The following is a 26,289-nucleotide window of genomic DNA, read 5'->3' on the forward strand; positions in this document are numbered from 1 at the left end:
CGTGACTCAGAGCTTGCCGACGACCTGGCTCAGCAGGCCGCCCATCCGCTGCGCGGTGGCCCGGCCGACCTCGAGGACCTCCTCGTGGTTCAGCGGCTCCCCGACCAGCCCGGCGCCCGGGTTGGTGACCAGCGACAGCGCCAGCACCTCGGCGCCGCACTGCCGGGCCGCGATGGCCTCCAGCACAGTCGACATGCCGATCAGATCCCCACCAAGGGTGCGGAGCATGCGGATCTCGGCCGGAGTCTCATAAGTCGGACCGCGGAAGGCGACGTACACCCCCTCGGCGAGCGACGGGTCGGCCTCCCGCGCGAGCGCGCGCAGCCGCTTGGAGTAGACCTCGGTGAGGTCGAGGAAGGTCGCGCCGGTCAGGGGGTTGGCGCCGGTCATGTTGATGTGGTCGCTGATCAGGACCGGGTCGCCCACGTTCTGGGTCTCCGGACGCAGCCCGCCGGCCGCGTTGGTCAGCACCACGACCCGCGCCCCGGCCGCGCAGGCGGTTCGCACGCCGTGGACGACCGGCTCGACGCCCAGCCCTTCATAGAGGTGAGTGCGGCCGAGGAAGATCAGGACGTGCTGCCCGTTGGGGGCCTTGACGGCCCGGATACGTCCCGCGTGGCCCTCGACGGCCGGGGGAGCGAAGCCGGGCAGGTCGGTCGAGGGGAACTCGGCGAGGGGCGCACCGATGGCGTCGGCCGCCGGCACCCAGCCGGAGCCCATGACGAGAGCCACGTCGAACGCGTCGACTCCCGTTTTCGCACGCAGCGCGGACGCCGCGTCGGCGGCCAGGGAAAATGCGTTACTCACGCTCCTGAGCGTACAAGTCAGTCACCGAGGGACTTACAGGGACGGGCACGCAGTTCGTGGACGTAGTCGTCGGGTGCCCCCGCCTTCTCGGCGGCGTCGGCGATGATGCCGAGATAACGCGCCGCGGGAAGCCCGCCCTCGTAGGAGTCGACCACGTAGAACCAGGCCAGCACGTCGCCGTCGAGGGTGGCCACCCGCAGCCGGATCTTCGTGTAGAGCCCGAGGTCGAGGCCGGTCCAGCGGTCGAGCGACGGCTCGTCCCACTCGGGCACGTCGTAGAGGACGACGAACACCTGCGAGCCCGCATCTTCGACCACGGTGGCGAGCGGGCCCTCCCAGCCGACGTCCTCCCCGCCGAAGGTCAGCCGCCAGCCGGTCAGCCAGCCTGTTCCCCTCATCGGCGAGTGGGGCGCCCGCTCGGCCATCTGCTTCGGGTCCATGTTGCTGCCATAGGCGGCGTATACAGGCACCGCATCAGAGTAAACCAAGATCGCCCGCAGGACCGGCCGTGGCGGTTCCACGTAGTCGTGCCGTTACACCTCTTCGGGTGCGGGAGAATGGGACATGTGACAAGGATCGTGATCATCGGCGGCGGCCCCGGCGGATACGAGGCGGCCCTGGTCGCCGCCCAACTCGGGGCCCGGGTCACCGTGGTCGAGGAAGAGGGGCCCGGCGGCGCGTGCGTGCTGACCGACTGCGTCCCGTCCAAGACCATGATCGCGACCTCGGTCCGCAAGCAGGCCCTCGTCGACGGCACCTCGCTCGGCGTGCACTTCACCGGCGGCCCCGACGGCGACGTCGGCGGCGCGGTGGCCGACATGCCGATCGTGAACCGCCGGGTGAAAGAGCTGGCCCGTGCCCAGTCGGCCGACATCGCGGCCCGCCTGGCCGCCGAGAACGTCGAGGTCGTCCGGGGCCGCGGCCGCCTGCTCGAACCCGGCACCGTCCGCGCCGGCGACCGCACCATCCGCGCCGACGTGGTCATCGTCGCCACCGGAGCCACCCCGAGGGTCCTCCCCGGAGCCGAGCCCGACGGCGAGCGCATCCTCACCTGGCGCCAGATGTACGACATCGACGAGCTGCCCGAGAAGCTGATCGTCGTCGGTTCGGGCGTCACCGGCGCCGAGTTCGCCGGGGCCTACATGTCCCTGGGTTCCGAGGTGACCCTGGTCTCCTCGCGCGACCGCATGATGCCCAACGAAGACGCCGACGCGGCCGAGGTCCTCGAAGAGGTCTACCGGCGGCGCGGCATGAACGTCATGGGCCGCTCGCGCGCCTCCTCGGTCAAGCGCACCGCCGACGGCGTCGTGGTGACCCTCGAAGACGGCCGCACCGCCGAGGGCACCCACTGCCTGATGACGGTCGGCATGGTGCCCAACACCTCGGGCATCGGCCTGGAGGAGAACGGCGTCCGCCTCGACCGCAACGGCTTCATCGAGGTCGACAAGGTCTCCCGCACCTCAGCGCCCGGCGTCTACGCGGCCGGCGACTGCACCGGCGTGCTGATGCTGGCCTCGGTGGCCGCCATGCAGGGCCGCATCGCGGTCTGGCACGCGCTGGGCGAGGCCGTCCAGCCGATCCGGCTCGCGACCGTGGCCTCCAACATCTTCACCGACCCGGAGATCGCGGCGGTCGGGGTGACCCAGAAGCAGGTCGAGAACAAGGAAGTCGACGCGAAGGTCGTGAAGCTGCCGCTGGCGACCAACGCACGGGCGAAGATGCAGGGCTTCCACGACGGCTTCATCAAGATGTTCTGCCGGCCCAACACGGGGATCATCCTGGGGGCGGTGGTCGTGGCACCCCGCGCCTCGGAACTGATCCTGGCGCTGTCGGTGGCGGTCCAGCACCGGCTGACGGTCGACCAGCTGGCTCATACTTTCGCGGTGTACCCGTCACTGTCGGGCTCGATCACCGAGGCCGCCCGCCGGCTGATGTCCCCGCTGACGGCAGGCATCTAGCCCCTGCGGGGGTTTCTGTTAGCGGGTGGCGCCACCCGAAATTTCGGTATATCGACACCATCGCCTTGACGGGTAAACGGTCGGCGGCGCGGGCGGAAGGTCGAGCTCCGGGTCGGGCGGCCCTCGCCGCCCGAAATTTCGGCATATCCGCCTTGGATGGTTCAGCGGGGGAGGACTGAGCGGACTCGGTGCAGGGCCTGCCGTCCGTGGTGGACCGCTGCTGCGGCCGCGTGCAACTCTTCCGGGGTCTGCGCTAGGTACAGGGCCTGCTTGGCCGCCTCGTAGGCGTCCAGGGCGGCTCGCCAGTCGTGGCTGGGGCCGCTCACCGCCTTGACCTTCATGTCGAAGTCGAGGGTGTCGATCTCCTCGCCGAAGCGGGTCACGTCCTCTTCGGCCACGCGGCGGGCCATGGCGAAGGTCGCGTCGTGGCGGCGGGTGCGCTGGTGGCTGACTCCCCAGACGATCAGGGTCAGGCTCAGGCCCAGGCCGCCCGCCAGGGCGATCAGCAGGGCGGGGGACATGCCCAGCACGCGCGACGGGCCCTGACGGCTGGTCGGCGCGGAGGTGGGGCCGGAGTCGGAGGCGGGTTCCTCCGCCGGGGGCGTGAACGACACGCCCGTCGGCAGGTCGGCGGGGGTGCCCTGGGCGCCCGCCAGGTTGAGGTCGTCGGCCTGGACGAAGCTGGTCTTCTCGACGACCGCGCCGGTGAAGTCGGCGCCCTGGAGTTCCGCCTGGGTGAACTGGGCCTCGGTGAGGTCGGTCTGCTTGAAGACCGCGTGCTGGAGCTGGCCCTGGCCGAACTCCGCCTCCTTCATCTTCGCCTTGGAGAAGTCCGCCGTGCGGGCCTTGACCTGGCCGAGCTCGGCCTCGTTGAGGTCGGCGCCGACGAGCTTGGCGTTGGTCAGCGTGACCTGGGTCAGGTTGGCCCTGGTCATGACCGCGTCGGTCAGGTCGGCGTGGGGGAACTCGGCCTGGCCGGCCTCGACGTCGATCAGGGTGGCGCCGCGCAGGTCGGCCTGCTTGGCCCGGAGCTGGCCCAGGTCGGCGGAGGTCAGGTCGGCGCCGCGCAGGTCGGCGTATTCGAGGTGGGCCTGGGTGAAGTCGGCCTCCTTCATGGAGGCGTTGCGGAGGATCGCGCCCGTCAGGTCTTTCTGGGTGAAGTCGACCTCGTCGAGCTTCGCGCCCGTCAGGTCGGCGCAGCGCAGGTCGCTCGGGAGCTGGCGGCCGTTGGTGAAGTCGGCGCCGCGGAGCTTGGGGCCGGAGCCCTTCTGGCAGGGCGCGGCGGTCGCGTTCGCGGCGGCGGCCGGGACGAGGACCAGGGAGAGGGCGAACGATAAGGCGACGAGGGCACGCACGGGAAACAGCCTCCTGAGGGGATGTCCCGAGTTTCTCACGCGCCCTTTCGCCCCGCTTGCAGTCACCTTGAACACATGAAAGGGCCCCGCGGACCAACGTCCGCGGGGCCCTGATCGGGGTCTACCAGTCGCCGCCGCCGAAGTCGCCGCCGCCGAAATCGGAGCCGCCCCAGTCGCCGCCGCCACCGAAGTCGCCACCGCCGCCGAAGTCGCCTCCGCCGTCGGCCGCCACGCCGTCGGCGTAGCCCGCGTCGTAGCCGTATCCGCCGTAGCCGAAGCCGCCGAAGGCGCTGCCGAGCATCGTGCCGACCAGCATGCCGGTCAGCAGGCCGTCGAAGCCGCCGTAGTAGCCGTTGGCGTAGGGCTGGTAGGCCGGGCCGGCCGCCCAGTAGGGCGCCCGCTGGCCGTTGGGCAGGACCACTTCGCGCATCTGCGGGTCGAAGCCGCGCTCGATCGCGTTGGCGTCCATGGCGCAGGCCGGGACGTCGCGGAGCGCGCCGCCGGGCGGGGCCCAGCGGACGTTGCGGACCGACGGGCCGTGCTGCGGGTTGAAGAAGCACGGGGGCAGCCGCTCGGGCAGCGGCAGCTGGTTGACCTTGGCCTTCACCACGGCCAGGGCGTAGCGGCCGTCTTCGAGCGTGGCGGTGACGTCGCGCAGTTCGTCGGCCCGCCTGACCTGGGTGAGCTGGACCTTCGCCTTCTCGTAGGAGTCGAGGGCGTGCTGCCAGTCGTGGTCGGTGCCGGCCGCCGGGAGCATCTTGGCGTCGAGGTCGAGCGAGGTGATCTCCTCGCCGAACTTGGTGACGTCCTCTTCGACCGTCTGCTTGACGGCCTTGAGCTCGGCCGCCTCCTTCTCCTCGCGCCGGCGCTTGTTCCGGCGGGAGATCAGCCAGATGCCGCCGCCGCCGACCACGGCGATGACGCCGAGGCCGATCCAGACGCCCGCGTTGCCGCTGATCGTGTCACCGGGGCCCTGGGCTCCCCGGGGGTTGCCCGTGAGCTGCATGTCGACCCGGTTCGTGAACTCCTGCATCACGGCGACCGGGTCGCCGACGTGGGCGGAGGCCGCCGCGTTGGCGATCTTGCCGGCCGCCGGCTGGGGGAACGCGGTGCTGCCGGCGAACAGGCTGGTGCCGTCGATGACGGCCACGGTCGCCGCCGAACGGCCCTCCTTGTCGAGCTGCGTGAGCAGGCCCGGGACGAACTGGGCGACGTTGGCGCGGGTCACGGTGCCCTCGGGCAGCGCGACGGTGTAGATCGGGAACTTGGAGTCCTTGAGCGCCGCGGTGATCTCCGACTGCTGGGCGCTCGTCAGGGGGGATCCGCTCACCGTGAACAGCGGGCTCGTCTTCCACGCACCGACCACGGTCGCCGCGTCAGGAGGCGCGGCGGCGGCGCCCGCCGGGGGACTCACCAGGAAAAGGGCGGACAAGCCGACGAACAGGGCCGCGACAGCGGCCCCAAGGCGGCCTAGTGGGTGGGATTTTGTCACGATTCGGCCCTCCTTCGCCCATGAGGACGAACGGCGTTGCGCGATGGTTCCGCTGCACTCCACCGTATCCGCCCGTGGACCGCGCCACGCGCGTGGATCAGGCTGCCGGACCGGGGATGCGCTACGCGTCCTTGATCTCGCAGATCACCGACCCGGCGGTGACCGTCTGGCCCACCCCCGCGGCCAGCCCGGTGATCACGCCGGCCTTGTGGGCGGTGAGGGGCTGCTCCATCTTCATGGCCTCCAGGACCACGATCGTGTCGCCGGGTGAGACCGACTCGCCGTCTCCGGCGACGACCTTGACGATCGTGCCCTGCATGGGGCTGACCAGCGAGTCGCCGGACGCCGCCGCCTTCTTGGCCGCCCCGCCGGCGCGCTTGGGAGCCTTCTGTACGGATCTCGCCGTCCCCCCGCCCGAGAACCCCGACGGCAGGACCACCTCCAGCCGCTTGCCCCCGACCTCCACGGTGATCCGCTCACGGGCGGCGGGCTCGGCGCTCTCCTGGGCCCCGTCGTAGGGCGGGACGTCGTTCACGAACTCGGTCTCGATCCAGCGGGTGTGCACCGAGAACGGCTCGGAGACGAACGCCGGGTCGGACACGATCTTCCGGTGGAACGGGATGACCGTGGGCATCCCGTCGACCTCGAACTCCGCGAGGGCCCGGCGGGCCCGCTCCAGCGCCTGGGTGCGCGTCGCCCCGGTCACGATCAGCTTCGCGATCAGCGAGTCGAACGACTGGGGCACCGTCATCCCGGCCTCGTACCCCGAGTCGAGCCGGACGCCCGGCCCCGACGGGGTGCGCAGCGCGGTCAGCGTGCCGGGGGCGGGCAGGAAGCCGCGCCCGGCGTCCTCGGCGTTGACGCGGAACTCGAACGAATGACCCCGGAGGTGAGGGTCACCGTAGCCGAGGGTCTCGCCGTCGGCGATCCGGAACATCTCCCGCACCAGGTCGATGCCGGAGACCTCCTCGGTCACCGGGTGCTCCACCTGGAGGCGGGTGTTGACCTCCAGGAAGGAGATCGTGCCGTCCTGGCCCACGAGGAACTCGCAGGTGCCGGCCCCCACGTAACCGGCTTCGCGGAGGATGGCCTTCGAGCTGTCGTACAGGATGACCATCTGCTCCTCGGTCAGGAACGGCGCGGGGGCCTCCTCGACGAGCTTCTGGTGGCGGCGCTGGAGCGAGCAGTCGCGGGTCGACACGACGACCACGTTGCCGTGGGAGTCGGCCAGGCACTGGGTCTCGACGTGGCGGGGGCGGTCGAGGTAACGCTCGACGAAACACTCGCCCCGGCCGAACGCGGTGACGGCCTCGCGCACCGCGGATTCGTACAGGTCGGGGATCTCCTCGGTCGTGCGGGCGACCTTGAGGCCGCGGCCGCCGCCGCCGAAGGCCGCCTTGATCGCGATCGGCAGGCCGTTCTCGGCCGCGAACGCGACGACCTCCTCGACGCCCGAGACGGGGTCGGGGGTGCCCGCCACGAGCGGGGCGCCGACCCGCTGGGCGATGTGCCGGGCCTGCACCTTGTCGCCCAGCGCCATGATCGCCGAGGGGGGCGGGCCGATCCAGGTCAGCCCGGCGTCGATGACGGCCTGGGCGAAGCCCGCGTTCTCGGCCAGGAAGCCGTAACCGGGGTGGACGGCGTCGGCGCCCGTCTCGCGGGCCACCGTGAGGAGCTTCTCGATGTCCAGGTAGGTCTCGGCCGGGCTCTGGCCGCCCAGCGCGTGGGCCTCGTCGGCGACCTTGACGTGCAGGGCGTCGAGATCCTGGTCGGCGTACACGGCGACGCTCGCCAGACCCGCGTCGGCGCACGCCCGGGCGATCCGAACGGCGATCTCGCCCCGATTGGCGATCAGGACCTTCTGCACCGGGAGCTCCTATCCCTCGACCTGAGACTGGAGTGTATGGATCCCCGGCCGGTGACCAACTGCCGACCCGGGTTTGGGCCGGTTTTTCACCGTTGGCCTCCCGAAAACAGTCCCGGCTTATAGCGGCTGCGCATAACCGGTGCTCAGGACCGGTCCGGCGTCTACGGTGAGGGCGCCATATCGGTGTCCGTGAAGGGAAAAAAGATGAGTCAGAGCTTGCTCGGCGGCGACCCGGCGGAGATGCAGACCATGGCCGCCCAGTTCACCCAGCAGGCCGACCAGGTCCGCGCGACGATGGCCACCCTCGACCGCGAGGCCGCCAAGGTCGGCTCGGTCTGGACCGGCCCCGGAGCCGAACGGTTCCGCGACGCCTGGCAGAACTACCGGGCCGCCTTCCAGCGCATGTCGGAGGAGCTCAACGAGGCGTCCCGGACCATCAACACCTACCGGGGCAACATCGAGTCCGCCACCCGCTGAATCAGTGGGCGTGGTTCCCTCGCGCCGGGAACCACGCCTCTCGTCCGTCAGGGCAGGGCCGTCTGGATCGGGGTCGCCGTGCCCGAGACGATCAGCAGGCCCCGGCCCGCCGGCCCGCCGCCTGTCGCGCCTCTGGGCAGGCGCACGTTGAACAGGTCGCCGTCGGCCGGGCTCTGGACCGACAGCAGCAGGCCCGTGCGGGCCTTGCGGGCCTCCGCCACGAAGCCCCGGTACGCCGTCGCGAGGTCGCCCGTGGTGCCCGCGATCACCAGTCCGTGGTCGCCGTCGCGCGCCTTGCGGAGGATCTCGTCGAGGGCGGTGCCGAGCGCCGAGTCGGGGGAGATGAGCTCGGCGTCGTCCACGATCACCACGTAGTTCTCCTGGCCCTCCAGGAGCTTCATCGGGTCGTGCGCCCCGGGCAGGCCGCCGAAGCCGCCGCCGGCCGCCGCCTGGTCGTCCTCCCGCACGCTGCGCGCGTTGCCGTCGAGCACCGCCAGCACGCCCCGGAGCTCCCGCAGCGGGCTGCGGCGCGGCGCGATCACCAGCACCGGCACGTCGCGGTCGAGCAGCGACTGCGCCGCCGTCAGCAACGTCGACGAACGGCCCGACCGCGACGGCCCGGCGATCACCGCCGCCGGGCCCTGGCCCAGCAGGTCGACGCCCATCGGGGCCAGCGCGTCGCCGCCCGCCCCCAGCAGGGCCCACAGGCGCGAGGGCGGCCGGAAGCCGGTGACGAGCCCCATGGCCTGGTCGGCGGTGATGCGGGCGGGCAGCGCGTCGACCCGCAGCGGGCGGTTGAGCGTCGCGGGGGCGGCGGCGCGGGCGAGCGACTGGAGGGCCGCGACCTGCGCCGGGCCCGAGGGGTCGTCGGCCAGCAGGGCGATCTGGCTCTCCACGATGCCGTGCTCGCTCATCGACAACGCCCGCCCGTTCGGCATCGCCGACGGCACGTTCTTGGCCGGCAGCCCGGCCAGGCCGTAGTCGGCCGGGTCGGACAGCCGCAGCACCAGCCGGTCGTCGAACACCGTCGAGATCTGGCCGATCAGGCCCGACCGGTCGGAGGTCACCACGGCCCGCAGGCCCACGGCCGGGCCCTCGCGGAGGATCTGCATCACCCCGTCGACCAGGCGGCCGTAGTCGTAGTTCTCGAAGGCCGCGACGAAGCCCTCCCACCGGTCGATCATCAGCAGCAGCCACGGCTCCTTCAGCCCGGCCGCGCGGGCCTCGGCCAGGGAGGCGAAACCGGCCTCGGCGAGCAGCTGCTGCCGCCGCGCGATCTCGGCCCGCAACCGGGCCAGCAGCCGTTCGACCCGGTCGAGCTGGTCGCGGGTGACGACCGCGCCGCAGTGCGGCAGCGCCACCAGCGGCAACAACGCGCCCGAGCCGCAGTCGATCGCGTGCAGGTGCAGGTCGTCGGCGGTGACCTGGGCGGCCACCGATCCGGCGATGGTGCGCAGGGCGGTCGAGCGGCCGCTGCGGGCGGTGCCGGCGATCAGCAGGTGGCCGGGGCCCAGCGTCAGCGGGCGGCGGCGTTGCGCCCACGGCAGGTCGGTCAGGCCGAACGCGATCGTCTCGCCGTCGACCTCGGGCAGCGCGACCTGGTCGGCCAGCGGCGGCAACCACGGGCTCGGCTGCTTCGGCACCCCGCGCGACACCTCGATCACCCGGTCGACCAGGCGGGCCAGGTCGGTCGTCCCGGCCAGCTCCGACACCAGCGTGCTCGCCGGCGGACGCCCGAGGGCCTCCCAGGGCAGGTCGGTCACCCGTACCTGCCCGAGCGACCCGCCCCCGCCGGGCGCCCGCCCCCCGATGCGAGCGGCCTGGACGGCCACCGCCGGCCCCGCGCCCGACCGGACGTAACACCGTCCGGGGGTGGACTTGGGGATGTACGCGGCCTCCGGCCCGTCGATGACGTCGGCCGACTCGCGGGCGTCGGTGACCCGAAGCGCGATCCGGAGCGACGTGTTGGCCTGGATGTCGGCGGTCACCACACCGGCGGGGCGCTGGGTGGCGAGGATGAGGTGGATGCCCAGCGACCGGCCCCGGCGGGCGATGTCGACCAGGCCCTCGACGAACTCGGGCAGCTCCGCGACCAGCGCGGCGAACTCGTCGATGATCAGCACCAGCCGGGGCATCGGCTCCCGCACGCCGGTCGTCCTGACGGCGGCCCGGCCGAAGATGCCCGGCGCGGTCGCCTGCTGCACGCCGGTGGCGCCCATGATCCAGGTCGTGCCGCGGTCTTCGAGGTAGTCGTCGATGTCCTTGGCCCCCGCGTCGAGCAGCAGCCGTTCCCGGCGGCGGATCTCGGCGGCCAGCGACGCCAGGGCGCGCTGGGTGAGGTGGGCGTCGAGGTCGCTGACCATGCCGACCGTGTGGGGCAGCCGTACACACTCCTTGAACGCCGCCCCGCCCTTGTAGTCGACCAGCACGAACGTCATCTCGTCGGGCCGGTTCACCGCCGCCAGCGAGCTGATCAGCGTCTGCAGCAGCTCCGACTTGCCGGCGCCGGTCGTACCGGCGATCAGGGCATGGGGGCCGTCACGCCGCAGGTCGACCGCGAAGGGCCCGTCGGGGCCCGCGCCCAGGACCGCCCGGGTCGAGCGGCCCGGGTTGTCGGGTACGTCGATCAGATCGAGCAGCCGCGCGGAGTCGGGCAGCGCGGCCGACGGGTCGTCGCGGCTCACGTCGCGCAGCGGCGCGAGCGAGCGGGCCAGCCGGTCGGCCCACGCGGGGGAGACCTGGTCGGGGCGGATCGCGCCGAGCGCGTCGAGGCCGCCGCCGCGCAGCCGGATCGTGCCGTCGTCCTCGTCGCAGGCCACGACCGTCGCGCACTCCTCCGGGAGCAGCGACTGGGCGTCGTCGATCGCGATCGTGTAGACCCCGGCGGGCGGGCCCTGGCGCAGCACCTGCGGCATGCCGGGCAGCGCCCGCATCGCCTGCGCGCCGTCGAGCACCACCAGCACGTCGTAGGGGCGCTCGTCGTAGGTGCCGAACGACGGCTCGGTCTGCTTGGGGGCGCCCCGGCCCAGGTCGTTCCAGCTCGACGGGCCGCCGGTCAACCGGCCGGGCTTCAGCAGCGGGCCGCCCTCGTCGCCCTGGCGCTCGGTGATCAGGGCGGCCAGTTCGGCCACCCGCCGGGCGGCCGACTCCAGGTCGCCGCCGACCGAGGCCAGGCTGCCGGTCGCGTGCGTGACGCAGTGGGGCAACCAGCGCACCCAGCCCCACTGCGACGCGCCGTCGGGGCTGGCCGACAACACGACGATCGCCAGGTCGCGGGGGCTGTGCAGGGTGGCCGCCTGGGCCACCAGCCAGCGGGCGACCGCGAGCGCGGCCGGCCGGGGGCCGGTCACCCCGGCCACGCCGAGGCGGCGCATCGCCAGCGCCACCGGGACGTCATGGGCCGCCGGCACCAGCTCGGGGGCGGGCGGCTCGAAGGTGATCTCGGCGGGCAGGTCGGCCAGGCCCACGCGCAGCCGCAGCGCGTCGGGGTCGTGGGTGCGCCGCTCCCACAACCGCCGCCGGGGGCCGGTCGCGGTCAGCAGCAGCTCGGCCGGGTCGGGGGCGGCCGCCCGCCGGGCCGCCTCGTCGGCCGCGCGGGCCTTCTCGACCGCGCGGTGGAACGCCTCCATGGCCGCCTTGTGGTCCTTGACCGCCTGGCGGTGCTGCTTGCGGCCGTGCCGCCGGTCACTGGCCCACTGGCCGATCATGATCATCGGGGTCATGAACGCGATCAGCAGGAAGTACCAGTTCTGGAACGCCCACGCCATGACCAGCCCGAACGCCGCCGGCAGGAACGCCGCCAGCAGTTGCAGCCGGGCCCCCTCGGCCCTGCGCGGCTCCTGCGGCACCTCGATCCGGGCCACCCGCTCGGGCGGCACCAGCCTCGGCGGCCGGTTGTACGCCAGCCCGCCGTCGGGCAGCGAGTCGAGGTGGGCGTCGGGCGGCTCGACGCGGCCGACCGTGAAGACCGAGTGGCCGATCGCCAGCACGGCGTCCTCGGGCCAGTCGACCGGCCCGGTCACCGGTTCGCCGGCCAGCCGCAGCGGCACCGTGCCGACCGGCTCGACCGTGATCGCGGCCGGCCCCAGCCGCACCACCGCCGCCTCGGGCGGGAGAAGAGGGTCGGCCACCGCCACGGCGCACGCCGGATCGCCGCCGATCACGTGTGCGCCAAGCCCCAGGCGGTGGACCGACCCGGCTCCCGGGCCACCGGCGACCCGCAGCTCGGCCGTCCCGCCGGGCTCCTCGACCACGGTCGCGGCGGCCCCGGCGCGGTCGAGCGCCACCCGGTCGCCGTCGCGCAGCAGCCCGAAGACGCGCACGTCGGCGGGCAGCGGACGCCCGTCGAGCCACAACACGCCGTCGGGGGCCTGCTCCCGGTCGATGCCATAGGGCGCCCGCGCCCGCGGGAGCCGGACGACGTTGCCCAGGTTGCGGGTGTCGAGGGCGGTGGCCAGGCCGGTGGCCGTGGTCGACTCGTCGCCGTCGACGATCACGTCGCGGTGACCGGCGCCGCCGACGACGGTGAGGGTGATCCGCATCGGCGGTACTCCAAGGGGATCGGTGGCGGGGTCACCGTACAGAGACGGCGCGTCACCACGGCGGTGTATGACCGAATCGGTTGGTCTGTGGACAAGGCCGCATCCCTGTGGGTAACCCTGTGGATAACTCACGGGCGTTCAGAAAGGCCGTACAACGGCAGCGGGCCTGCCAAGTGGGGCCTTTGCCGGGTTCTTCCGCGCCGGATCCACCACGTTCACCTGGCGTTTCTGTGGAAAACCGGTGGGTCCGTCCACAGGTGCCCGGGAGGCTCGGGCGACATATACCGAAATTCCATATTGGTTGTGGTTGCGCCCGGCTCCAGTGTTATACGAAAGAGGCTGGGGTAATTGTGGCGTTTGTGACTCGTGAGACTTGTCGCCCTGTCTACCTGGGAAAACAGGAGATGATGCCGTTCTCTTTGACGGCGTGACCTATAACCGATAAGCATGGCTCGCCATTTTTCGGAACTCCCGGGTTCGGTGATGTCCATAATGGCGTGATATTTCGTCGCGAATCCTAAATTGCTTTTGATCTGGGAGTTCCCTGCCCATGAGGACCAGCGAGAAGCCCGTCCGGGACGCCCCCCGCCCCGTCAACGGCTCCCCCGTCGATCGGCCCACCCTCTCCGGACCGGCCTCGCGCAAGCTGCCGGTGCCACCACGGGAGCGCAAACCCGCGCTCGCGGCCGTCGCCGTGCTCCTCATCATCGGCGGCGCGCTCACCAGCACCCTCCTCGTCATGCGCAGCGGCGACCGCGTCTCGGCCGTCGGCGTCGCCGAGCAGATCGGCGCCGGGCAGCAGATCCCGGTCGCCGCGCTGCGCGAGGTGCAGATCGCCGACACCGGGATCTCCTACGTCCCGTGGCGCCACCGCGACCAGGTCACCAAGACCTTCGCCGCCGTCACCCTGCTCCCGGGCACGCTGCTGACCGAGACGATGGTCACCACCGACAGCGAGGAGGTCGGGCCAAACCGGGCCCGCGTCGGGCTCTCCCTCAAGGCCGGGCAGTACCCCTCGGGGCTGACCGCCGGCGACGTCGTCCAGGTCATCTACGTGCCGGGCAACGCGCGGGCCGGGGCCGTGCCGCAGAAGGTGCTGGTGCCCTCCGCCCGCGTGCACAGCGTGGGGTCGAAGGAGCGGGGCGCGTCCGGGCTGGTGACCGTGATCGTCGACGCCTCGCTCTCGCCGCAGGTCGCGGCGTTCGCCTCGACCGGGGAGATCGCCCTGGCGGTGCTCCCGGGGGCCAGGTAGCCGATGGCGCTGATCGTGCTCGCCGCCGACAAGGGCGCGCCCGGGGTCACCACCGCGGCGACCGCCCTCGGGGCCGTGTGGCCGCGTCCGGTGCTGCTGGCCGAGTGCGACCCGTCCGGGGGAGACCTCGCCTACCGGCTGCCCGCCGCCGAGGGCGGGGTGCTCAACCCGGCCCGCGGGCTGCTCAGCCTCGGCGCGGTGGCCCGGCGGGGGCTCTATCCCGACCAGGTGTACGAACACACCCAGCGCCTCGTCGGCGGCCTCGACGTGCTGGCCGGGCTGACCAACGGCGAGCAGGCGGCCGGGCTGACCTGGCTCTGGGGCCCCCTGGGGCGCTCGTTCGCCGCGCTCGACCACGCCGACGTGCTGGCCGACTGCGGGCGGTTGGGCGTACAGCCCGCGATCAACGAGCTGGTCGACGAGGCCGACCAGGTCATCCTGTTCACCCGGGCCAGCCTCGACCACGTCGCCCACTTGCGCGAGCGCCTCACCCTGCTGAAACGCCGGGTGGGCGTGGTCGTGGTCGCCGACCCGCGCAACTACCGGCCCTCCCTCGACGAGGTGCGGCGCATCGTGTCGGGCTGGGACGTCTCCTTCGTCGGCGGCATCGCCTACGACCCCAAGGGCGCCGAGCTGCTGCGCGGCGAATGGGGCGGCCGGCTGGAGCGCAGCCCGCTCATCCGGACCGCCCGCGAACTCGCCGGGCGGCTGGCCGGCCACCTCCAGAAGAAGGTGGCCCAGTGATCGACCACACGCTCGTCAAACGCTTCCGCCAGGAGGTCGGCGACCGGCTGGCTCACCAGCGGCGGCTCGACCAGGCCGGCGGCGTCCCGCCGATGAGCGGCGAGGACGAACGCCAGTTCGCCCGCGCTCTGATCGCCCAGGTCCTCGAGGAGTTCGCGCGCGGCGAGATCGGCGTCGGCCGCACCCCGCCCACGGTCGACGAGGAGGAGGCCCTCGCGGCCGGCATCCACGCCGCCCTGTTCGGCGTCGGCCGCCTCCAGCCGCTCCTCGACGACCCCGAGGTCGAGAACATCGACATCAACGGCTGCGACCGGGTCTTCGTCAGCTACGCCGACGGCCAGGAGCTCAGCCACGAGCCGGTCGCCGAGTCCGACGAGGAGCTGATCGAGCTCATCCAGATCCTCGCGGCCTACTCGGGCCTGTCGTCGCGCCCCTTCGACACCGCCAACCCGCAGCTCGACCTGCGCCTGCCCGACGGGTCGCGGTTGTCGGCGGTCATGGACGTCGCCGTGCGGCCCGCGATCTCGATCAGGCGGGCGCGGCTCGGCAAGGTGTTCCTGACCGACCTGGTCGGCAACGGCACGCTCACGCCCGACCTGGCACGGTTCCTCGCGGCGGCCGTGCAGGCGCGCAAGAACATCATGATCGCCGGGTCGACCAACGCCGGGAAGACCACCCTGCTGCGGGCCATCGCCAACGAGATCCCCGTCCACGAACGCCTGATCACCGTCGAGCGCGCCCTCGAACTCGGCCTCGACCAGTTCTCCGAGCTGCACCCCAACGTGGTCGCCTTCGAGCAGCGGCTGCCCAACTCGGAGGGCCAGGGCGAGATCACCATGGCCGAGCTGGTGCGCCGCTCGCTGCGCATGAACCCCTCGCGGGTCATCGTCGGCGAGGTCCTCGGCGACGAGATCGTGACCATGCTCAACGCGATGACCCAGGGCAACGACGGCTCGTTGTCGACCATCCACGCGAACTCCTCGATGGAGGTCTTCAACCGCATCGCGACCTACGCCCTGCAGGCCGAGGAGCGGCTGCCGATCGAGGCGTCCCACATGCTCATCGCCGGGGCGATCGACTTCGTCGTCTTCATCGAGAAGCGCAACGACTACCACCGGGGCGGCGCGCTGAAGCGCTTCGTGTCCTCCGTCCGCGAGGTCGCGGGCTGCGACGGCCGCGTGTTGTCGTCGGAGATCTTCACCGCTTCGGAGGCCGGGGTCGCCGTCGCGCACGCGCCGATCGCCTGCATCGACGAACTGGTCCACCACGGCTACGTGCCGTCGGGCGGTGGCTGGTCATGATCCCCTTCGACCCGCTCGTGATCCTGGCCGGCGCGGCCGCCGGCGGCGGCCTGTTCCTGCTCTTCCTGTCCCTGTACGGTCTGCGCCCGCGCCCCGCCTCGCCCGACACCGGCGCCGAACGGCTCCGGTGGTTCCAGTCGCTGACCACCCGGGGAGCCATCGCGGCCATCGCGGGCGGCCTGACGCTGGTGGTGACCGGCTGGCCGGTCGTGGCCGTCGGCGCCGTGCTCCTGGTCATCGCCTGGAAGGGCTTCACGGGCGGCGCGGCCGAGGAACGCGCCGCCATGAAGCGCCTGGAGGGCCTCGCGGCCTGGGCCGAGTCGCTGCGCGACACCATCGCCGGCGCGGCCGGCCTCGAACAGGCCATCCCGGCGTCGATCCGGGCCGCCGCCCCCATGCTCCAGCCCCACCTGCGCGCCCTGGTCGACCGCCTGCGCGCCCGCATGCCCCTCGGCGACGCCCTGCGCATGTTCGCCGACGAACTCGACGACCCGTCGGCCGACCTGGTCGTGGCCGCGCTCATCCTCAACTCCCGCCTGCGCGGCCCCGGCCTGCGCGACGTGCTCTCGGCCCTGGCCGTCTCGGCCCGCGAGGAACTCGACATGCGCCGCCGCGTGGAAGCCGAACGCCGCTCGACCCGGCGCAGCGTCCAGATCGTGGTCGGCACGGCCCTGGCCTTCGCGGCCTTCCTGGTCATCGCCAACCGCGACTACGTGGCCGAATACGACTCACTGCTCGGCCAAGCCGTGCTCGTGGTCGTCGCCGCGCTGTTCGGCGCGGGCTTCGCCTGGATGCGCCGCCTGGCCCGCTTCGACAAACCAGGCCGAATCCTGGCCCCCTACCGCCGCCCCGAACCAACAGAGGCGGTGACCACATGACCGGGTACCGGGCTGTGCCTGTTCCCGTTAGACCGATTCGGCATGACGTGGCCGGGCGGTCGTCCCGCCTAGGGCTGGGAGCGTCCTTCGAACAGGGGCCGGGCGTGGCTCTGCGGCATCAGGGCCGCGCCGTCCCTTTGGAGGTGATCGTGTGATCGCCACCGCTTTCGCCGGCGGCGTGCTCGGACTCGGGATTCTGCTGCTGCTCAGGGCGCTGTTCCCGCCGCGCCCGGGGCTCGCCACCCGGCTGGCGGCGCTCGACGTCGCGCGGACCGGGGAGGACGCGCCCAGGACGCCGCTCGTCGCGCCCGACGAGGAGGTCAGCGCCTTCCGGCAGGCGCTCGGGCAGCGGCTCGCCAAGTTCTACGCCTCACGCGGGTGGGAGGCGCGGTCGATCCGGGCCGACCTCACGCTGCTGGGCAAGTCGTTCGAGGGGTTCCTGGCGACCAAAGTGCTGCTTGCCGTCTCGGGGCTGCTGGCCTTCCCGCTGCTGGTGGGGTGGCTGGCGGTCATGGGGTGGGGGGTGTCGTTCCAGATTCCGCTCTGGTCGGCGCTGCTGGTCAGCGTGATCTTCTTCTTCCTGCCCGACGTCCAGATCGGCAAGGACGCGGCGGTCCGCCGCCGCGACTTCCGGCACGCCGTCGGGGCGTTCCTCGACCTGGTCGCGATGAACCTGGCCGGCGGGCGGGGAGTGCCGGAGGCGCTCATGATGGCCGTCTCCGTCGGCACCGGCGCCGAGGTGAACGCGCCCGGCTCCAACTGGGCGATGGAGCGCATCCGCGAGGCGCTCGCCAACGCCCGGATCGTCGGCATCACCCCCTGGCAGGCCCTCGGCCAGCTCGGCGACGAGATCAACGTCGACGAGCTGCGGGACCTGTCGGCCGCCCTCGGGCTCGTCGCCGACGACGGGGCCAAGGTCCGGTCGTCGCTGACGGCCCGCGCGGCCACGCTCCGCAGGCGCGAGCTGGCCGAGATCGAGGGCAAGGCGGGCGAACGTTCGCAGTCGATGCTCGTGGCGCAGCTGCTGCTGTGCGCGGGCTTCGTGATCTTTCTCAGTTACCCGGCCGCGATGAAAATGTTGGGATCCTGAACATGATCGATTACCTGGTGGCGATGATCAGCGTCCGTATCCACAAGGCGCGCACGGCCCCCTCCCGCGGGGCGTCGGCGGTCGAGTGGGCGATCATCACGGCGATCATCGCCGGGGTGGCGCTGGGCCTGGCCGCGCTCATCCAAGGTCTCGTCGAGTCCCGCTCGGCCGAGATCACCACCAACTTCGGCGGCGGCGAATCCGGTGGCGGCGGCGGTGGTGAGTGAGACGTCCTGACCGGCGGACCGACCGGCACGACCGGGGCGCGACCGTCATCGAGCTCGCGCTGCTCATGCCGGTCGTCCTGGTCGTGGTGCTGCTGATCGTCCAGATGGCCCTGTGGTTCCACGGGCGGCAGGTCGCCGACGCGGCCGCGCGCGAGGGGGCCAGGATCGCGCGGGCCGGCGACGACGACTGGCAGGGCGCCGCCGTGGCCAAGGCCCAGCAGATCATCCAGGCCATCGGGCCGGAGATCCTGCAGTCGGCCACGGCGACCGCGTGGGAGGAAGGCGACTCGCGCGGGGTGGAGGTGACGGGCAGCGCGGTGCAGGTCGTGCCGCTGCTGCCCGAGATCTCGTTCACGATCACGGCCCGCTTCGGCGGGCCGGTGGAGTGTTTCCGGCCCGACGACGGCAGCGGGGGGTGTGCGCCCGATGGATGAGCGGCTGACCGACCGGGGGTCGATGTCGGTCGAGACGGTCATGCTGGCGCCCGTCCTGCTGCTCTTCCTGCTGTTCCTGGTCGGCGCCGGACGTGTCGTCGAAGCCCAGGGCGAGGTCAACGGCGCCGCCCGCGACGCCGCCAGGGCCGCCTCGGTGCAGCGCGACAGGAGCGCCGCGGAGGAGGCCGCCACGTCGGCGGCCACCGACGCGCTCGCCGACTGCCCGCCCGAGGTGTCGATGGCGGGCACCGACTGGCAGGAGGGAGGCGCGGTCGAGGTGACCGTGACCTGCACGCTCGACCTCGACTTCCTCGGCTTCGGCGCCGCCGTGACGATCACCGGCGACTCCGTCGTGCCGCTCGAACAGTTCCGGAGGGTCGAGTGAGAAGGGCCGACCGGGGTTCCATGTCCACCTTCGTGGTGCTCTTCTCGGTCGCCGTCTTCCTGCTCGCGGGCCTGCTCGTCGACGGGGGCGCGGCGATCAACGCCCGGTTGCGCGCGGCCGACATCGCCGAGCAGGGCGCGCGGGCGGCGGCCGACCAGATCGACGTCGAGACGCTGCGCGCCACCGGGCAGCTGCGGCTGCTCGGCGACGCCGAGGTGTGCGGCCGGGCCGGCGAGATCGTGTCCGCGCACGACGCCGACGGGGTCGCGATGGGTCGGTGCACGGTCGGGGCGGGCCAGACCGAGGTGACGGTGGAGGTGAGTGTCACATGGGAAGCGTTCTTCCTGGCCGCGATCGGGTTTCCGGGCTCGGAGATGACCGCGTCGGCGACGGCCGTCCCCGAGAGCGAGACGCTGGCGGCCGGAGGCCGGCTGCGGCTCGCGTCACTGAATCTGCCGCCAAGACAGGGAGACGGCGCGTGAAACGGACCGCCGGCGACGTCTTCGCCGGTCTGGCGGCCCTCGTGGCGCTGGTCGGCCTGCTGGGCGGTGTCCCGTATGCCCTGATCCGGTTCGCCGGGCCGCCGATCCCCGAGGAACTGCTCGACCTCGACGCGCTGATGAGCCAGGTCGGCACCGAGACGATCATCGCCGTGCTGGTGCTGCTCGTGTGGGTCGCCTGGCTCCAGCTGGTGGTCTGCGTCCTGGTCGAGGTGTACGCCGGCATCCGCCGCATCGGCATGCCCGCGCGCGTCCCGCTGTCGGGCGGCACCCAGGTGCTGGCCAACCGGCTGGTCTCGGCCGTGCTGGTCCTCTTCACGGTCACGGCCGTCGCCGTGCCCCTGGCGAGGTTCGCCTCGACGCCCGTGATGCCCGTCAAGCCGACGCTGGTCAGCGCCGAGTCGACGATCCCCGAGCGCGCCGCCCTGGTGCCGCGCGGCGAGGTCAAGAAGGTGTACGTCGTCCAGCCGCCCCACGGCCGGCACCACGAGAGCCTGTGGGAGATCGCCGAGAAGTGCCTCGGAGACGGCCGCCGCTACGGCGAGATCTACGAGCTCAACAAGCACAAGGAACAACCCGACGGCGCCCGCCTCCACATGGCCGACCTGATCCGTCCGGGCTGGGTCCTGGACATGCCGGGCGACGCCCGCAACACCCACGTGGTCCCCGCCGACGACAGCCGACCCGAGATCCTCAAAGACCACCCAGGCCCGCCCAGTACCGACAACTCCGAACGAACCGCCCCAAATCCCGACCGGTCCACCCAACCCGACCGAGCGAGCCAACCCGACCGCACCACCCAACCCGACCGAGCGACTCAGCCCGACCGCACCACCCAGCCCGACCGGGACACCACCCGGCCGGGCGACGACACCCGCTTCGAGAACCGCGACAACACCCACGCCCAACCCCCGGGGGAGCGGCCCACCGCCGACCCGACCCGGCCGCCCGCGGAGAACCGCCAACCCACCGCCAACCCGACTCCGCCGCCCGCCGCAGGGGAGGGCGATGCCACCCGCCCACCGGCCGCGACCGAGCCGACCCGCCCGCCGGTCGACGGCGACCTGACCCTCCCGGGAGACGCGAGCCGCCCGGGACTGGACAACTCCACCAGACCGCCCGCCACGGCGAACCCGGAAAACACGCGCCCCCCGGCCACGGGAGAACAAACCCGTCCCCCCGCCGAGACCGACCGCAACCGCCCGACCGCCGACCCGACCCGCCCCGGCCAGACCGAGACCGGCAAACCCGGAACCGGCACGCCCGAGACCGGCAAACCGGGAACCGGCACGCCTGAGACCGGTAAGCCAGATTCAGCAAGGCCCGAGACCGGCAGTCAAGAGTCGGCCAGGCCCGAGACCGGTAGTCAAGAGTCGGCCAGACCGGAAACCGGCACGCATGAGTCGGCAAGGCCCGAGACCGGAAAACCCGAGGCCACAGCCGACCCAGAACGTACACAACCCAGAAAACCGATCCCCACCGTCACCGCGACCACCCCCGCCGAGGAGGCCGGCATCGGGGACACCACGATCCCCCGTTCAGGCGTGATCGCCGCCCCAGACGGCGGCACCATCCTGACCACCCCGGCCGCCGCCCAGGGATGGACCGAGCAGGTCGACCTGGCCGACTTCCTCGCCGGGGCCGGGCTGCTCTCGGCGGGCCTGCTCCTGCTCCTGGGCAGGAGGCGCAGGCAGCAGCTCTGGACCCGCGCCTTCGGGCACCGCATCCAGCGCCCCAGGGGAGAGGCCGCCTCGGCGGAGGTCGCGATGCGGCTCGGCGCCGACGCCCCGGGCAGCCGCATCCTCGACTCCGGCCTGCGGCTGCTCGGCCGGCTGCTGGCCGAGGCCGACCGCCGCCCACCCGCCATCTACGCCCTGCACCTGTCGGCGCGCGGCATGGACCTGTGGGTGCATCCGCCGAGCCAGGACGCCCCGGCCCCCTTCGAGGCCGCCGACGGCGGGCAGATCTGGCGGCTGGCCGCCCACGAGGCCCGGCGCCTCGACGACCTGGCGCTGGCCGACGTCCCGGCCCCCTACCCGGGCCTGTTCTCCCTCGGCACCGCCGAGACCGGCCGGGTGCTGGTCGACCTCGAAGCCGCCCACGGCGTCATCAGCGTCGTCGGCCCGCAGGCCGTCGCCGCCCTGTCGGCGCTGGCCGTCGAGCTGGTCACCAACCGCTGGTCGGACACGATGAGGGTCACCCTCGTCGGCTTCGGCCAGGAGCTGCGCGCCATCGCCCCCGACCGGGTCGCCGTCGCGGCCTCGCTCGCCGAGGTCCTGCCGCAGTTCGAGAACGCCGCCCAGCCGCCCGACGTGCTCACCGGCCGCATCCACGGCCGGGCGCACGACCCCGTCCACCCGCCCCACTACCTGCTGAGCGCCGTCCAGCCGAGCGCCGATGAGGCGCGCAGGCTGGCGGTCCTGGCGAAGAACACCCGGTCGGCGGCCGGATACGTGATCGCGGCCCCGCTCCAGCACGCCACCTGGACGTGGGAGGTCACCGAAGACGGCCGCTCGGTCATCGACGCCCTGGGCTTCGACGTGAAGGCGCAGCTGCTGCCGCGCCGCCACTACCAGGCCATCGTCGACCTGTTCCGCACCGCCGACGACAAACGGGGCGAACCGCTGCCGCTGCCGGACATCCGCCGCCACGACGAGCCCCCGGCCATCGAGGTCCGCATCCTCGGCCCGATCGAGATCTCCCCGGTCAACGCCCTGGAGGAGGGCCGGGCCGCGCTCGCCAACGAACTGGTCGTCTACCTGGCCACCCACCCGGGCGGCGTGCACCCGGTCGTGCTGGGCGGGGTGCTGTGGCCGCGCGGCGTGCAGCCGATGGTCCGCGACGCCACCCTGGCCCGCGTCGCCGAATGGCTCGGCGCCGACCACCGGGGCCGCCCCTACCTGTACGCCGACCCCTCCGGCCGCCTCCACCTCAGCGACGAGGTGAGAACCGACTGGTCGATGTTCCAGGACCTGGTCAGGCGCGGCGACCCCATGTCGCTGGAGAAGGCGCTGCACCTGGTCAGGGGCCCGCTGCTGAACTCCAGACCGGCCGGCCGCTACGCCTGGCTGGCCGCCGACCCGCTGGAGTTCGACATCACCGCGTCGGTCGCCGACGCCGCCCACCGGCTCTGCGAGTCGCGCCTCTACCGGGGCGACGCCGAGGCGGCCATCGCCGCCGCCAGGGCGGGGCTGCTGCTGGCCGCCGACGACGAAGGGCTCTGGCGCGACCTGCTCAGAGCCGCCCACGCCACCGGAGAACCGGCCCGGCTGCGCGCCGTCGTCGACGGACTGCACCGCCGGGCGGCCTCCCACCCATACGGAGGCGGCATGGCCCCCGAGACCGAAGCCCTCATCGACGAACTGCTCCCCGTGTGGCGAGCGACGACCACGGCGTGAGAACCATGCCGAAACCCGCACATCACTGGATCACGGTCCCGCCCGGTCGTTACGTTCACCCCGTGCGCTGGGTAGCCGTCATCGGGCTCGTCACCGCCCTGACCGCCTGCGGAGCCCCGGCGGACAAGGGCTTCACGCCGCAGGGCGCGGGGTCGTCGAAGGCGGCCGTCGCGGCCCCGCCGGCGACCGCGGAGACCGTCGCGATCGCCGACGGCCTGGCCGTCTCGATCGAGTGGCCCGACCGGCGCGACGACATGATCACCGCCTTCACCGACTCCTACGTGAACCAGTGGAAGGCGGTGGCCTCCGGCGGCGCCGACGAGGCGTATCTGGAGAACGTCGAAGACGAGGCGAGCCGGGTCGCCTACGCCTGGGTGTCCGGCTTCGCCAGGACCAAGACCTCGGCGAAGGGCACCGCCAAGCTCTACTCGATCAGGGTCACCGCGGTCGACGGCCGGGGCGCCGAGGTCGACGCCTGCGTCGACACCTCGGGCATGCAGGTGGTCGACGCCGCCGACACCCCGCTGGCCCAGCAGCCCAACTGGACCAAGCCTCCCAAGTCCATCTACTTCCAGGTCGCCGCCGTACGGCGAGGGGACGACGGAACCTGGCGCGTCAAGTTCTTCCAGCACGCCGCCTTTCCCGACCAAGCCGCGAAGGAGTGCCAACGGTGAAAGCCGCGCTCGCGTTGACACTGGCCCTGAACCTGGCCGCCGCGCCCACCCCCGGCGGCGCCCACGGCAAGGGGTTCCAGACGGGCCGGACCGTCGGGGTCCAGCTGACCAACTCCGCCATCATCATCAGCGGCAACGGCACCAACGGCCGCGCCGACGGCTACCGGATCAAGCGCCCGTGCTGGTACGAACCCGGCAAGACCGCCGAAGACATGCTGCAGAGCCAGGAGCAGCTGCGCAGCTGGTGGTTCCACACCAACCCGGGCGGCACCGAAGAGGACTTCCAGAAGTTCCTGGAGCAGTACAAGGACAAGGTCGGCGAAGACGGCCGCTGGTGGTCGCCCGCCTACAACGCCGCCGACCCCGGCGGCATGGCCTGCTGGTCGGCGCTCGAAGGCGCGTTGTGGGTGCCCGAGGGCGAGACCCCGGCGGGCGGCATCACCATGGAGGAACTGCTCCAGATCGCCCGCGCCGCGCTGACCGTGCCCGAACCGACGATCCAGCTCAACCCCGACGCCAAGAGCTTCGTCAACCTGCCGACCTGGGTCTGGCTGGGCAACCAGGGCGCGACCACCCGGTCGGTCACCGCGACCCTGCCCGGCGTCATGTCGGCCACCGTCACCGCGACCCTCGACTCCATCAAGATCGACCCCGGCACGGGCAGCGACCGCGCCGAGGTGAAACAGAACTGCGGCCCGAGCGGCCACCAGTACGTGAAGGGCGGCACGTTCTCCTGCGGGGTGCGCTACCTGCGGGCGTCGGCCGACCAGCCGCGCAAGGTCTACACGCTGACCGTGACGACGGTCTGGCCGGTGACGAGCAATGTCGACCAGTCTGTCGTGCCCTTCGTTTACGATCCGGTTGAGGCGACGGTGACCCGAGACGTCCCCGTGGGTGAGGTGCAAACCTCTGTCGAGGGGTAGTCGACTCATCCCGTGATCGTGCGTCCGTCACATCTCCTTCGGCGCACGATCACGGCCCCACCTAGACCTGCGCGCCTTCGTGGGCGAGCAGCCACTCCTTGACCGGCGTGCCGTAGTAGTAGCCGCCGTAGCCGCCCGTCGAGGGCAGCACCCGGTGACACGGCACGAACGGCGCGACCAGGTTCTGCGCGCACGCGCCGCCCGCCGCGCGGGCCGCCGTCCGCGGCATCCCGGCCCGCTCGGCCAGTTCCGCGTAGCTCACCGTCGTCCCGGCCCTGACCCCGCGGAGCGCGGTCAGGAGCCGCTGCCGCCGGTCGGTGCCGGGCTGAACGGCCGCGATGCCGTCGAGGGCGTCGAGGCGTCCGTCGAGATATTCCTTTACGGCTCCCGCCGCCCCTGGCACCTCCCCGACGGTCAGGCCCAGCTTCCGCAGTTCCGGAGAGAGCCGCACGAACATGGCCTCGGGGTCGCCGGTGAAGCCGGCCGCCACCAAAACGTCGTCGCGGGCGAGCATGGCCAGCGGTCCCACGGGCGTCTGCACGGTCTGAACGATGATCATGATTTCTCCTCGGCGTTCCACAGATGCAGCGCGGCGTAGGCCCGCCAGGGCCGCCAGCGCTCGGTCTCACTCATGGGGATGGCCAGCGCGGCCATCGTGCGGCGCAGCCCGAGATCGTCGTCGGGCCACGCGTCGGGGTCGCGCAGCGCCCGCAGGGCCACGTAGCCGGCCGTCCACGGCCCGATCCCGGGCAGCGCGACCAGGGCCGCGACCGTCTCGGCCGGATCGCCGGCCTCCAGGTCGACGTCGCCGGACGCCACGGCCTCGGCCGCGGCCCGCAGCGTGGCGACGCGGCGGTTCGTCATGCCGAGCCCGTCGAGGTCGAGGCCGGTCATCTCCCCGGCCGACGGGAAGATCTCGGCCGACCGGGCGGCGATGCGCCCCAGGATCGTACGGGCCCCGGCGACGGAGATCTGCTGGCCGACGATCGCCCGCACCAGCAGCTCGAAGGAGTCCCACGCCCCCGGCACCCGCAGCCCCGGCCGGGCCGCCACCAGCGGCCCGAGCATGGTCGGTTCGAGGGCGGCGGCGATGGCGTGGGGGTCGGCGTCGAGGTCGAGCAGCCGCCGGCAGCGGGCCACGATCCGGGCCAGGTGGCGGGTGTCCCCGCCGGTCACGGTCAGCCGCACGTGGTCGGTGACCGGGGTCAGCGTGACCTCGCCGCCGGGGATGCGCCGCTTGTAGACGGCGTCGTCGACGACCTCCTCCACGCCCGGCACGGCCCGCGCGGCCAGGAAGCGCAGCAGCGCCCGCGCCTCGAACGGCTGCCGCACGCCCAGCCGCAGCGTCAGCCCCCCGGCCGCCATCGGCCCGTCGGACCTGCGCAGGTCGCCGGGCGCGAACCGGTAGGACTCCTTCATGGCGGCGTTGAACTGGCGTACCGAGCCGAACCCGGCCGCGAAGGCCACGTCGGCCATCGGCAATGACGTCTCGGTCAGCAGCTGCTTGGCCAGCAGCAACCGCCGGGTGCGCGCCACCGCGAGCGGCCCGGTGCCGAGCTCGGCCGAGAACAGCCGGTGCAGGTGGCGCTCGCTGACGTGCAGGCGGCGGGCCAGCTCGGCCACCCCGCCGTCGTCGGCGACCCCGTCGTCGATCAGCCGCAGCGCCCGCCCGACCAGGTCGGCCCGGACGTCCCACCCCGGCGTTCCCGGCGACAACTCGGGCCGGCACCGCCGGCACGGCCGGAACCCGGCCGCCTCGGCGGAGGCGGCGTGTTCGTAGAACCGCACGTTCTTGCGGGCGGGGGTGCGCGCCGGGCAGATCGGCCGGCAGTAGATCCCGGTCGAGGTCACCGCCGTGTAGAACCGCCCGTCGAACCTGCGGTCCCTGGCCGAGATCGCCAAGTAGCGCTCTTCGAAGTCGAGTGTGTTCACGTCGAACACGCTACGCCCAGCTCACCGGCCCGAGCTGGCGGATTTCGGACCCGA

22 protein-coding genes are annotated in these 26,289 nt (G+C 72.6%); 14 read left to right on the plus strand and 8 right to left on the minus strand.

What is annotated here, in order from left to right:
• Positions 1 to 6 precede the first annotated feature (6 nt).
• Together AW274_RS14785 and AW274_RS14790 are read right to left on the minus strand one after the other, a co-directional pair.
• The gene (locus AW274_RS14785) at positions 7 to 807 is read right to left on the minus strand and encodes a purine-nucleoside phosphorylase (protein WP_062337557.1); all 801 of its coding nucleotides are present in this window, start codon (positions 805 to 807) and stop codon (positions 7 to 9) included.
• Positions 808 to 824: 17 nt separating this feature from the next.
• Positions 825 to 1,277, minus strand: a complete 453-nt coding sequence (locus tag AW274_RS14790) for a gamma-glutamylcyclotransferase family protein (RefSeq protein WP_083974170.1) — start codon at positions 1,275 to 1,277, stop codon at positions 825 to 827.
• 96 nt (positions 1,278 to 1,373) lie between these two features.
• Here AW274_RS14790 and AW274_RS14795 point away from each other — a divergent pair, with 96 nt between their 5' ends.
• Complete coding sequence (locus AW274_RS14795) at positions 1,374 to 2,765, plus strand: NAD(P)H-quinone dehydrogenase (protein WP_062431522.1); 1,392 nt, start codon at positions 1,374 to 1,376, stop codon at positions 2,763 to 2,765.
• 161 nt (positions 2,766 to 2,926) lie between these two features.
• Here AW274_RS14795 and AW274_RS14800 read toward each other — a convergent pair whose 3' ends face one another.
• The 3 genes from AW274_RS14800 to AW274_RS14810 all read right to left on the minus strand — a co-directional run bounded on the left by AW274_RS14800 (position 2,927) and on the right by AW274_RS14810 (position 7,479).
• Positions 2,927 to 4,120: a pentapeptide repeat-containing protein gene (locus AW274_RS14800; protein WP_062431524.1), complete on the minus strand. Its 1,194-nt coding sequence runs from the start codon at positions 4,118 to 4,120 to the stop codon at positions 2,927 to 2,929.
• Positions 4,121 to 4,241: 121 nt separating this feature from the next.
• The gene (locus AW274_RS14805; RefSeq protein WP_157520176.1) at positions 4,242 to 5,534 is read right to left on the minus strand and encodes a hypothetical protein; all 1,293 of its coding nucleotides are present in this window, start codon (positions 5,532 to 5,534) and stop codon (positions 4,242 to 4,244) included.
• Between the two features lie 199 nt (positions 5,535 to 5,733).
• Positions 5,734 to 7,479, minus strand: coding sequence for an acetyl/propionyl/methylcrotonyl-CoA carboxylase subunit alpha (locus tag AW274_RS14810; RefSeq protein ID WP_062431531.1), 1,746 nt, complete (start codon positions 7,477 to 7,479; stop codon positions 5,734 to 5,736).
• A 204-nt stretch (positions 7,480 to 7,683) separates the two neighbouring features.
• Between AW274_RS14810 and AW274_RS14815 the strand changes: the two genes are divergently transcribed.
• Positions 7,684 to 7,956: a WXG100 family type VII secretion target gene (locus AW274_RS14815; RefSeq protein ID WP_030451352.1), complete on the plus strand. Its 273-nt coding sequence runs from the start codon at positions 7,684 to 7,686 to the stop codon at positions 7,954 to 7,956.
• A gap of 47 nt (positions 7,957 to 8,003) precedes the next feature.
• Here AW274_RS14815 and AW274_RS14820 read toward each other — a convergent pair whose 3' ends face one another.
• Positions 8,004 to 12,497 (minus strand): type VII secretion EssC family protein, encoded by a 4,494-nt coding sequence (locus AW274_RS14820; RefSeq protein WP_062431535.1) that lies wholly within the window; start codon positions 12,495 to 12,497, stop codon positions 8,004 to 8,006.
• 550 nt (positions 12,498 to 13,047) lie between these two features.
• Here AW274_RS14820 and AW274_RS14825 point away from each other — a divergent pair.
• The 12 genes from AW274_RS14825 (at position 13,048) to AW274_RS14880 (ending at position 24,303) form a co-directional block, all read left to right on the plus strand.
• Positions 13,048 to 13,749 carry a hypothetical protein gene (locus tag AW274_RS14825; protein ID WP_062431537.1) on the plus strand — a complete coding sequence of 234 codons (702 nt, stop codon included), beginning with the start codon at positions 13,048 to 13,050 and terminating at the stop codon, positions 13,747 to 13,749.
• A gap of 3 nt (positions 13,750 to 13,752) precedes the next feature.
• Positions 13,753 to 14,493 (plus strand): CpaE/TadZ family protein, encoded by a 741-nt coding sequence (locus AW274_RS14830; protein ID WP_062342887.1) that lies wholly within the window; start codon positions 13,753 to 13,755, stop codon positions 14,491 to 14,493.
• Positions 14,490 to 15,794 (plus strand): TadA family conjugal transfer-associated ATPase, encoded by a 1,305-nt coding sequence (locus tag AW274_RS14835; RefSeq protein ID WP_062431538.1) that lies wholly within the window; start codon positions 14,490 to 14,492, stop codon positions 15,792 to 15,794. Before AW274_RS14830 ends, AW274_RS14835 begins: the two co-directional genes overlap by 4 nt.
• Entirely contained in the window at positions 15,791 to 16,672 is an 882-nt protein-coding gene (locus tag AW274_RS14840; RefSeq protein ID WP_062431540.1) for a type II secretion system F family protein, read from the plus strand. The genes AW274_RS14835 and AW274_RS14840 overlap by 4 nt, the downstream gene beginning before the upstream one ends.
• Before the next feature lie 151 nt (positions 16,673 to 16,823).
• Positions 16,824 to 17,762, plus strand: a complete 939-nt coding sequence (locus tag AW274_RS14845; protein WP_062431541.1) for a type II secretion system F family protein — start codon at positions 16,824 to 16,826, stop codon at positions 17,760 to 17,762.
• 2 nt (positions 17,763 to 17,764) lie between these two features.
• Complete coding sequence (locus tag AW274_RS14850) at positions 17,765 to 17,989, plus strand: hypothetical protein (protein WP_030451345.1); 225 nt, start codon at positions 17,765 to 17,767, stop codon at positions 17,987 to 17,989.
• On the plus strand, positions 17,986 to 18,423 hold the full coding sequence (locus AW274_RS14855) for a TadE/TadG family type IV pilus assembly protein (protein WP_063813282.1): 438 nt from the start codon (positions 17,986 to 17,988) through the stop codon (positions 18,421 to 18,423). The genes AW274_RS14850 and AW274_RS14855 overlap by 4 nt, the downstream gene beginning before the upstream one ends.
• Positions 18,416 to 18,808 carry a TadE/TadG family type IV pilus assembly protein gene (locus tag AW274_RS14860; RefSeq protein ID WP_063813371.1) on the plus strand — a complete coding sequence of 131 codons (393 nt, stop codon included), beginning with the start codon at positions 18,416 to 18,418 and terminating at the stop codon, positions 18,806 to 18,808. Before AW274_RS14855 ends, AW274_RS14860 begins: the two co-directional genes overlap by 8 nt.
• Before the next feature lie 20 nt (positions 18,809 to 18,828).
• On the plus strand, positions 18,829 to 19,290 hold the full coding sequence (locus AW274_RS14865) for a pilus assembly protein TadG-related protein (protein ID WP_157520179.1): 462 nt from the start codon (positions 18,829 to 18,831) through the stop codon (positions 19,288 to 19,290).
• A complete protein-coding gene (locus tag AW274_RS39175) occupies positions 19,287 to 22,706 on the plus strand; it encodes a hypothetical protein (RefSeq protein WP_062431545.1) in 3,420 nt (1,139 codons plus the stop codon). Before AW274_RS14865 ends, AW274_RS39175 begins: the two co-directional genes overlap by 4 nt.
• A gap of 62 nt (positions 22,707 to 22,768) precedes the next feature.
• Complete coding sequence (locus AW274_RS14875; protein WP_157520181.1) at positions 22,769 to 23,380, plus strand: hypothetical protein; 612 nt, start codon at positions 22,769 to 22,771, stop codon at positions 23,378 to 23,380.
• Positions 23,377 to 24,303: a hypothetical protein gene (locus AW274_RS14880; RefSeq protein ID WP_062431549.1), complete on the plus strand. Its 927-nt coding sequence runs from the start codon at positions 23,377 to 23,379 to the stop codon at positions 24,301 to 24,303. Before AW274_RS14875 ends, AW274_RS14880 begins: the two co-directional genes overlap by 4 nt.
• A gap of 61 nt (positions 24,304 to 24,364) precedes the next feature.
• Here the strand turns inward: AW274_RS14880 and AW274_RS14885 are convergent, their stop codons facing one another.
• Entirely contained in the window at positions 24,365 to 24,862 is a 498-nt protein-coding gene (locus AW274_RS14885) for a methylated-DNA--[protein]-cysteine S-methyltransferase (RefSeq protein ID WP_062431555.1), read from the minus strand.
• Entirely contained in the window at positions 24,859 to 26,235 is a 1,377-nt protein-coding gene (locus AW274_RS14890) for a DNA-3-methyladenine glycosylase 2 family protein (protein WP_062432051.1), read from the minus strand. The genes AW274_RS14885 and AW274_RS14890 overlap by 4 nt, the downstream gene beginning before the upstream one ends.
• Positions 26,236 to 26,289 lie beyond the last annotated feature (54 nt).

Source organism: Herbidospora daliensis, from assembly GCF_001570585.1.
GTDB lineage: Bacteria > Actinomycetota > Actinomycetes > Streptosporangiales > Streptosporangiaceae > Herbidospora > Herbidospora daliensis.

Coding starts and splice junctions, on each gene's coding strand:
- AW274_RS14815 (WP_030451352.1), top strand. CDS start 7,684: ATGAGTCAGAGCTTGCTCGGCGGCGACCCGGCGGAGATGCAGACCATG.
- AW274_RS14820 (WP_062431535.1), bottom strand. CDS start 12,497: ATGCGGATCACCCTCACCGTCGTCGGCGGCGCCGGTCACCGCGACGTG.
- AW274_RS14825 (WP_062431537.1), top strand. CDS start 13,048: ATGAGGACCAGCGAGAAGCCCGTCCGGGACGCCCCCCGCCCCGTCAAC.
- AW274_RS14830 (WP_062342887.1), top strand. CDS start 13,753: ATGGCGCTGATCGTGCTCGCCGCCGACAAGGGCGCGCCCGGGGTCACC.
- AW274_RS14840 (WP_062431540.1), top strand. CDS start 15,791: ATGATCCCCTTCGACCCGCTCGTGATCCTGGCCGGCGCGGCCGCCGGC.
- AW274_RS14850 (WP_030451345.1), top strand. CDS start 17,765: ATGATCGATTACCTGGTGGCGATGATCAGCGTCCGTATCCACAAGGCG.
- AW274_RS14860 (WP_063813371.1), top strand. CDS start 18,416: ATGGATGAGCGGCTGACCGACCGGGGGTCGATGTCGGTCGAGACGGTC.
- AW274_RS14865 (WP_157520179.1), top strand. CDS start 18,829: ATGTCCACCTTCGTGGTGCTCTTCTCGGTCGCCGTCTTCCTGCTCGCG.
- AW274_RS14885 (WP_062431555.1), bottom strand. CDS start 24,862: ATGATCATCGTTCAGACCGTGCAGACGCCCGTGGGACCGCTGGCCATG.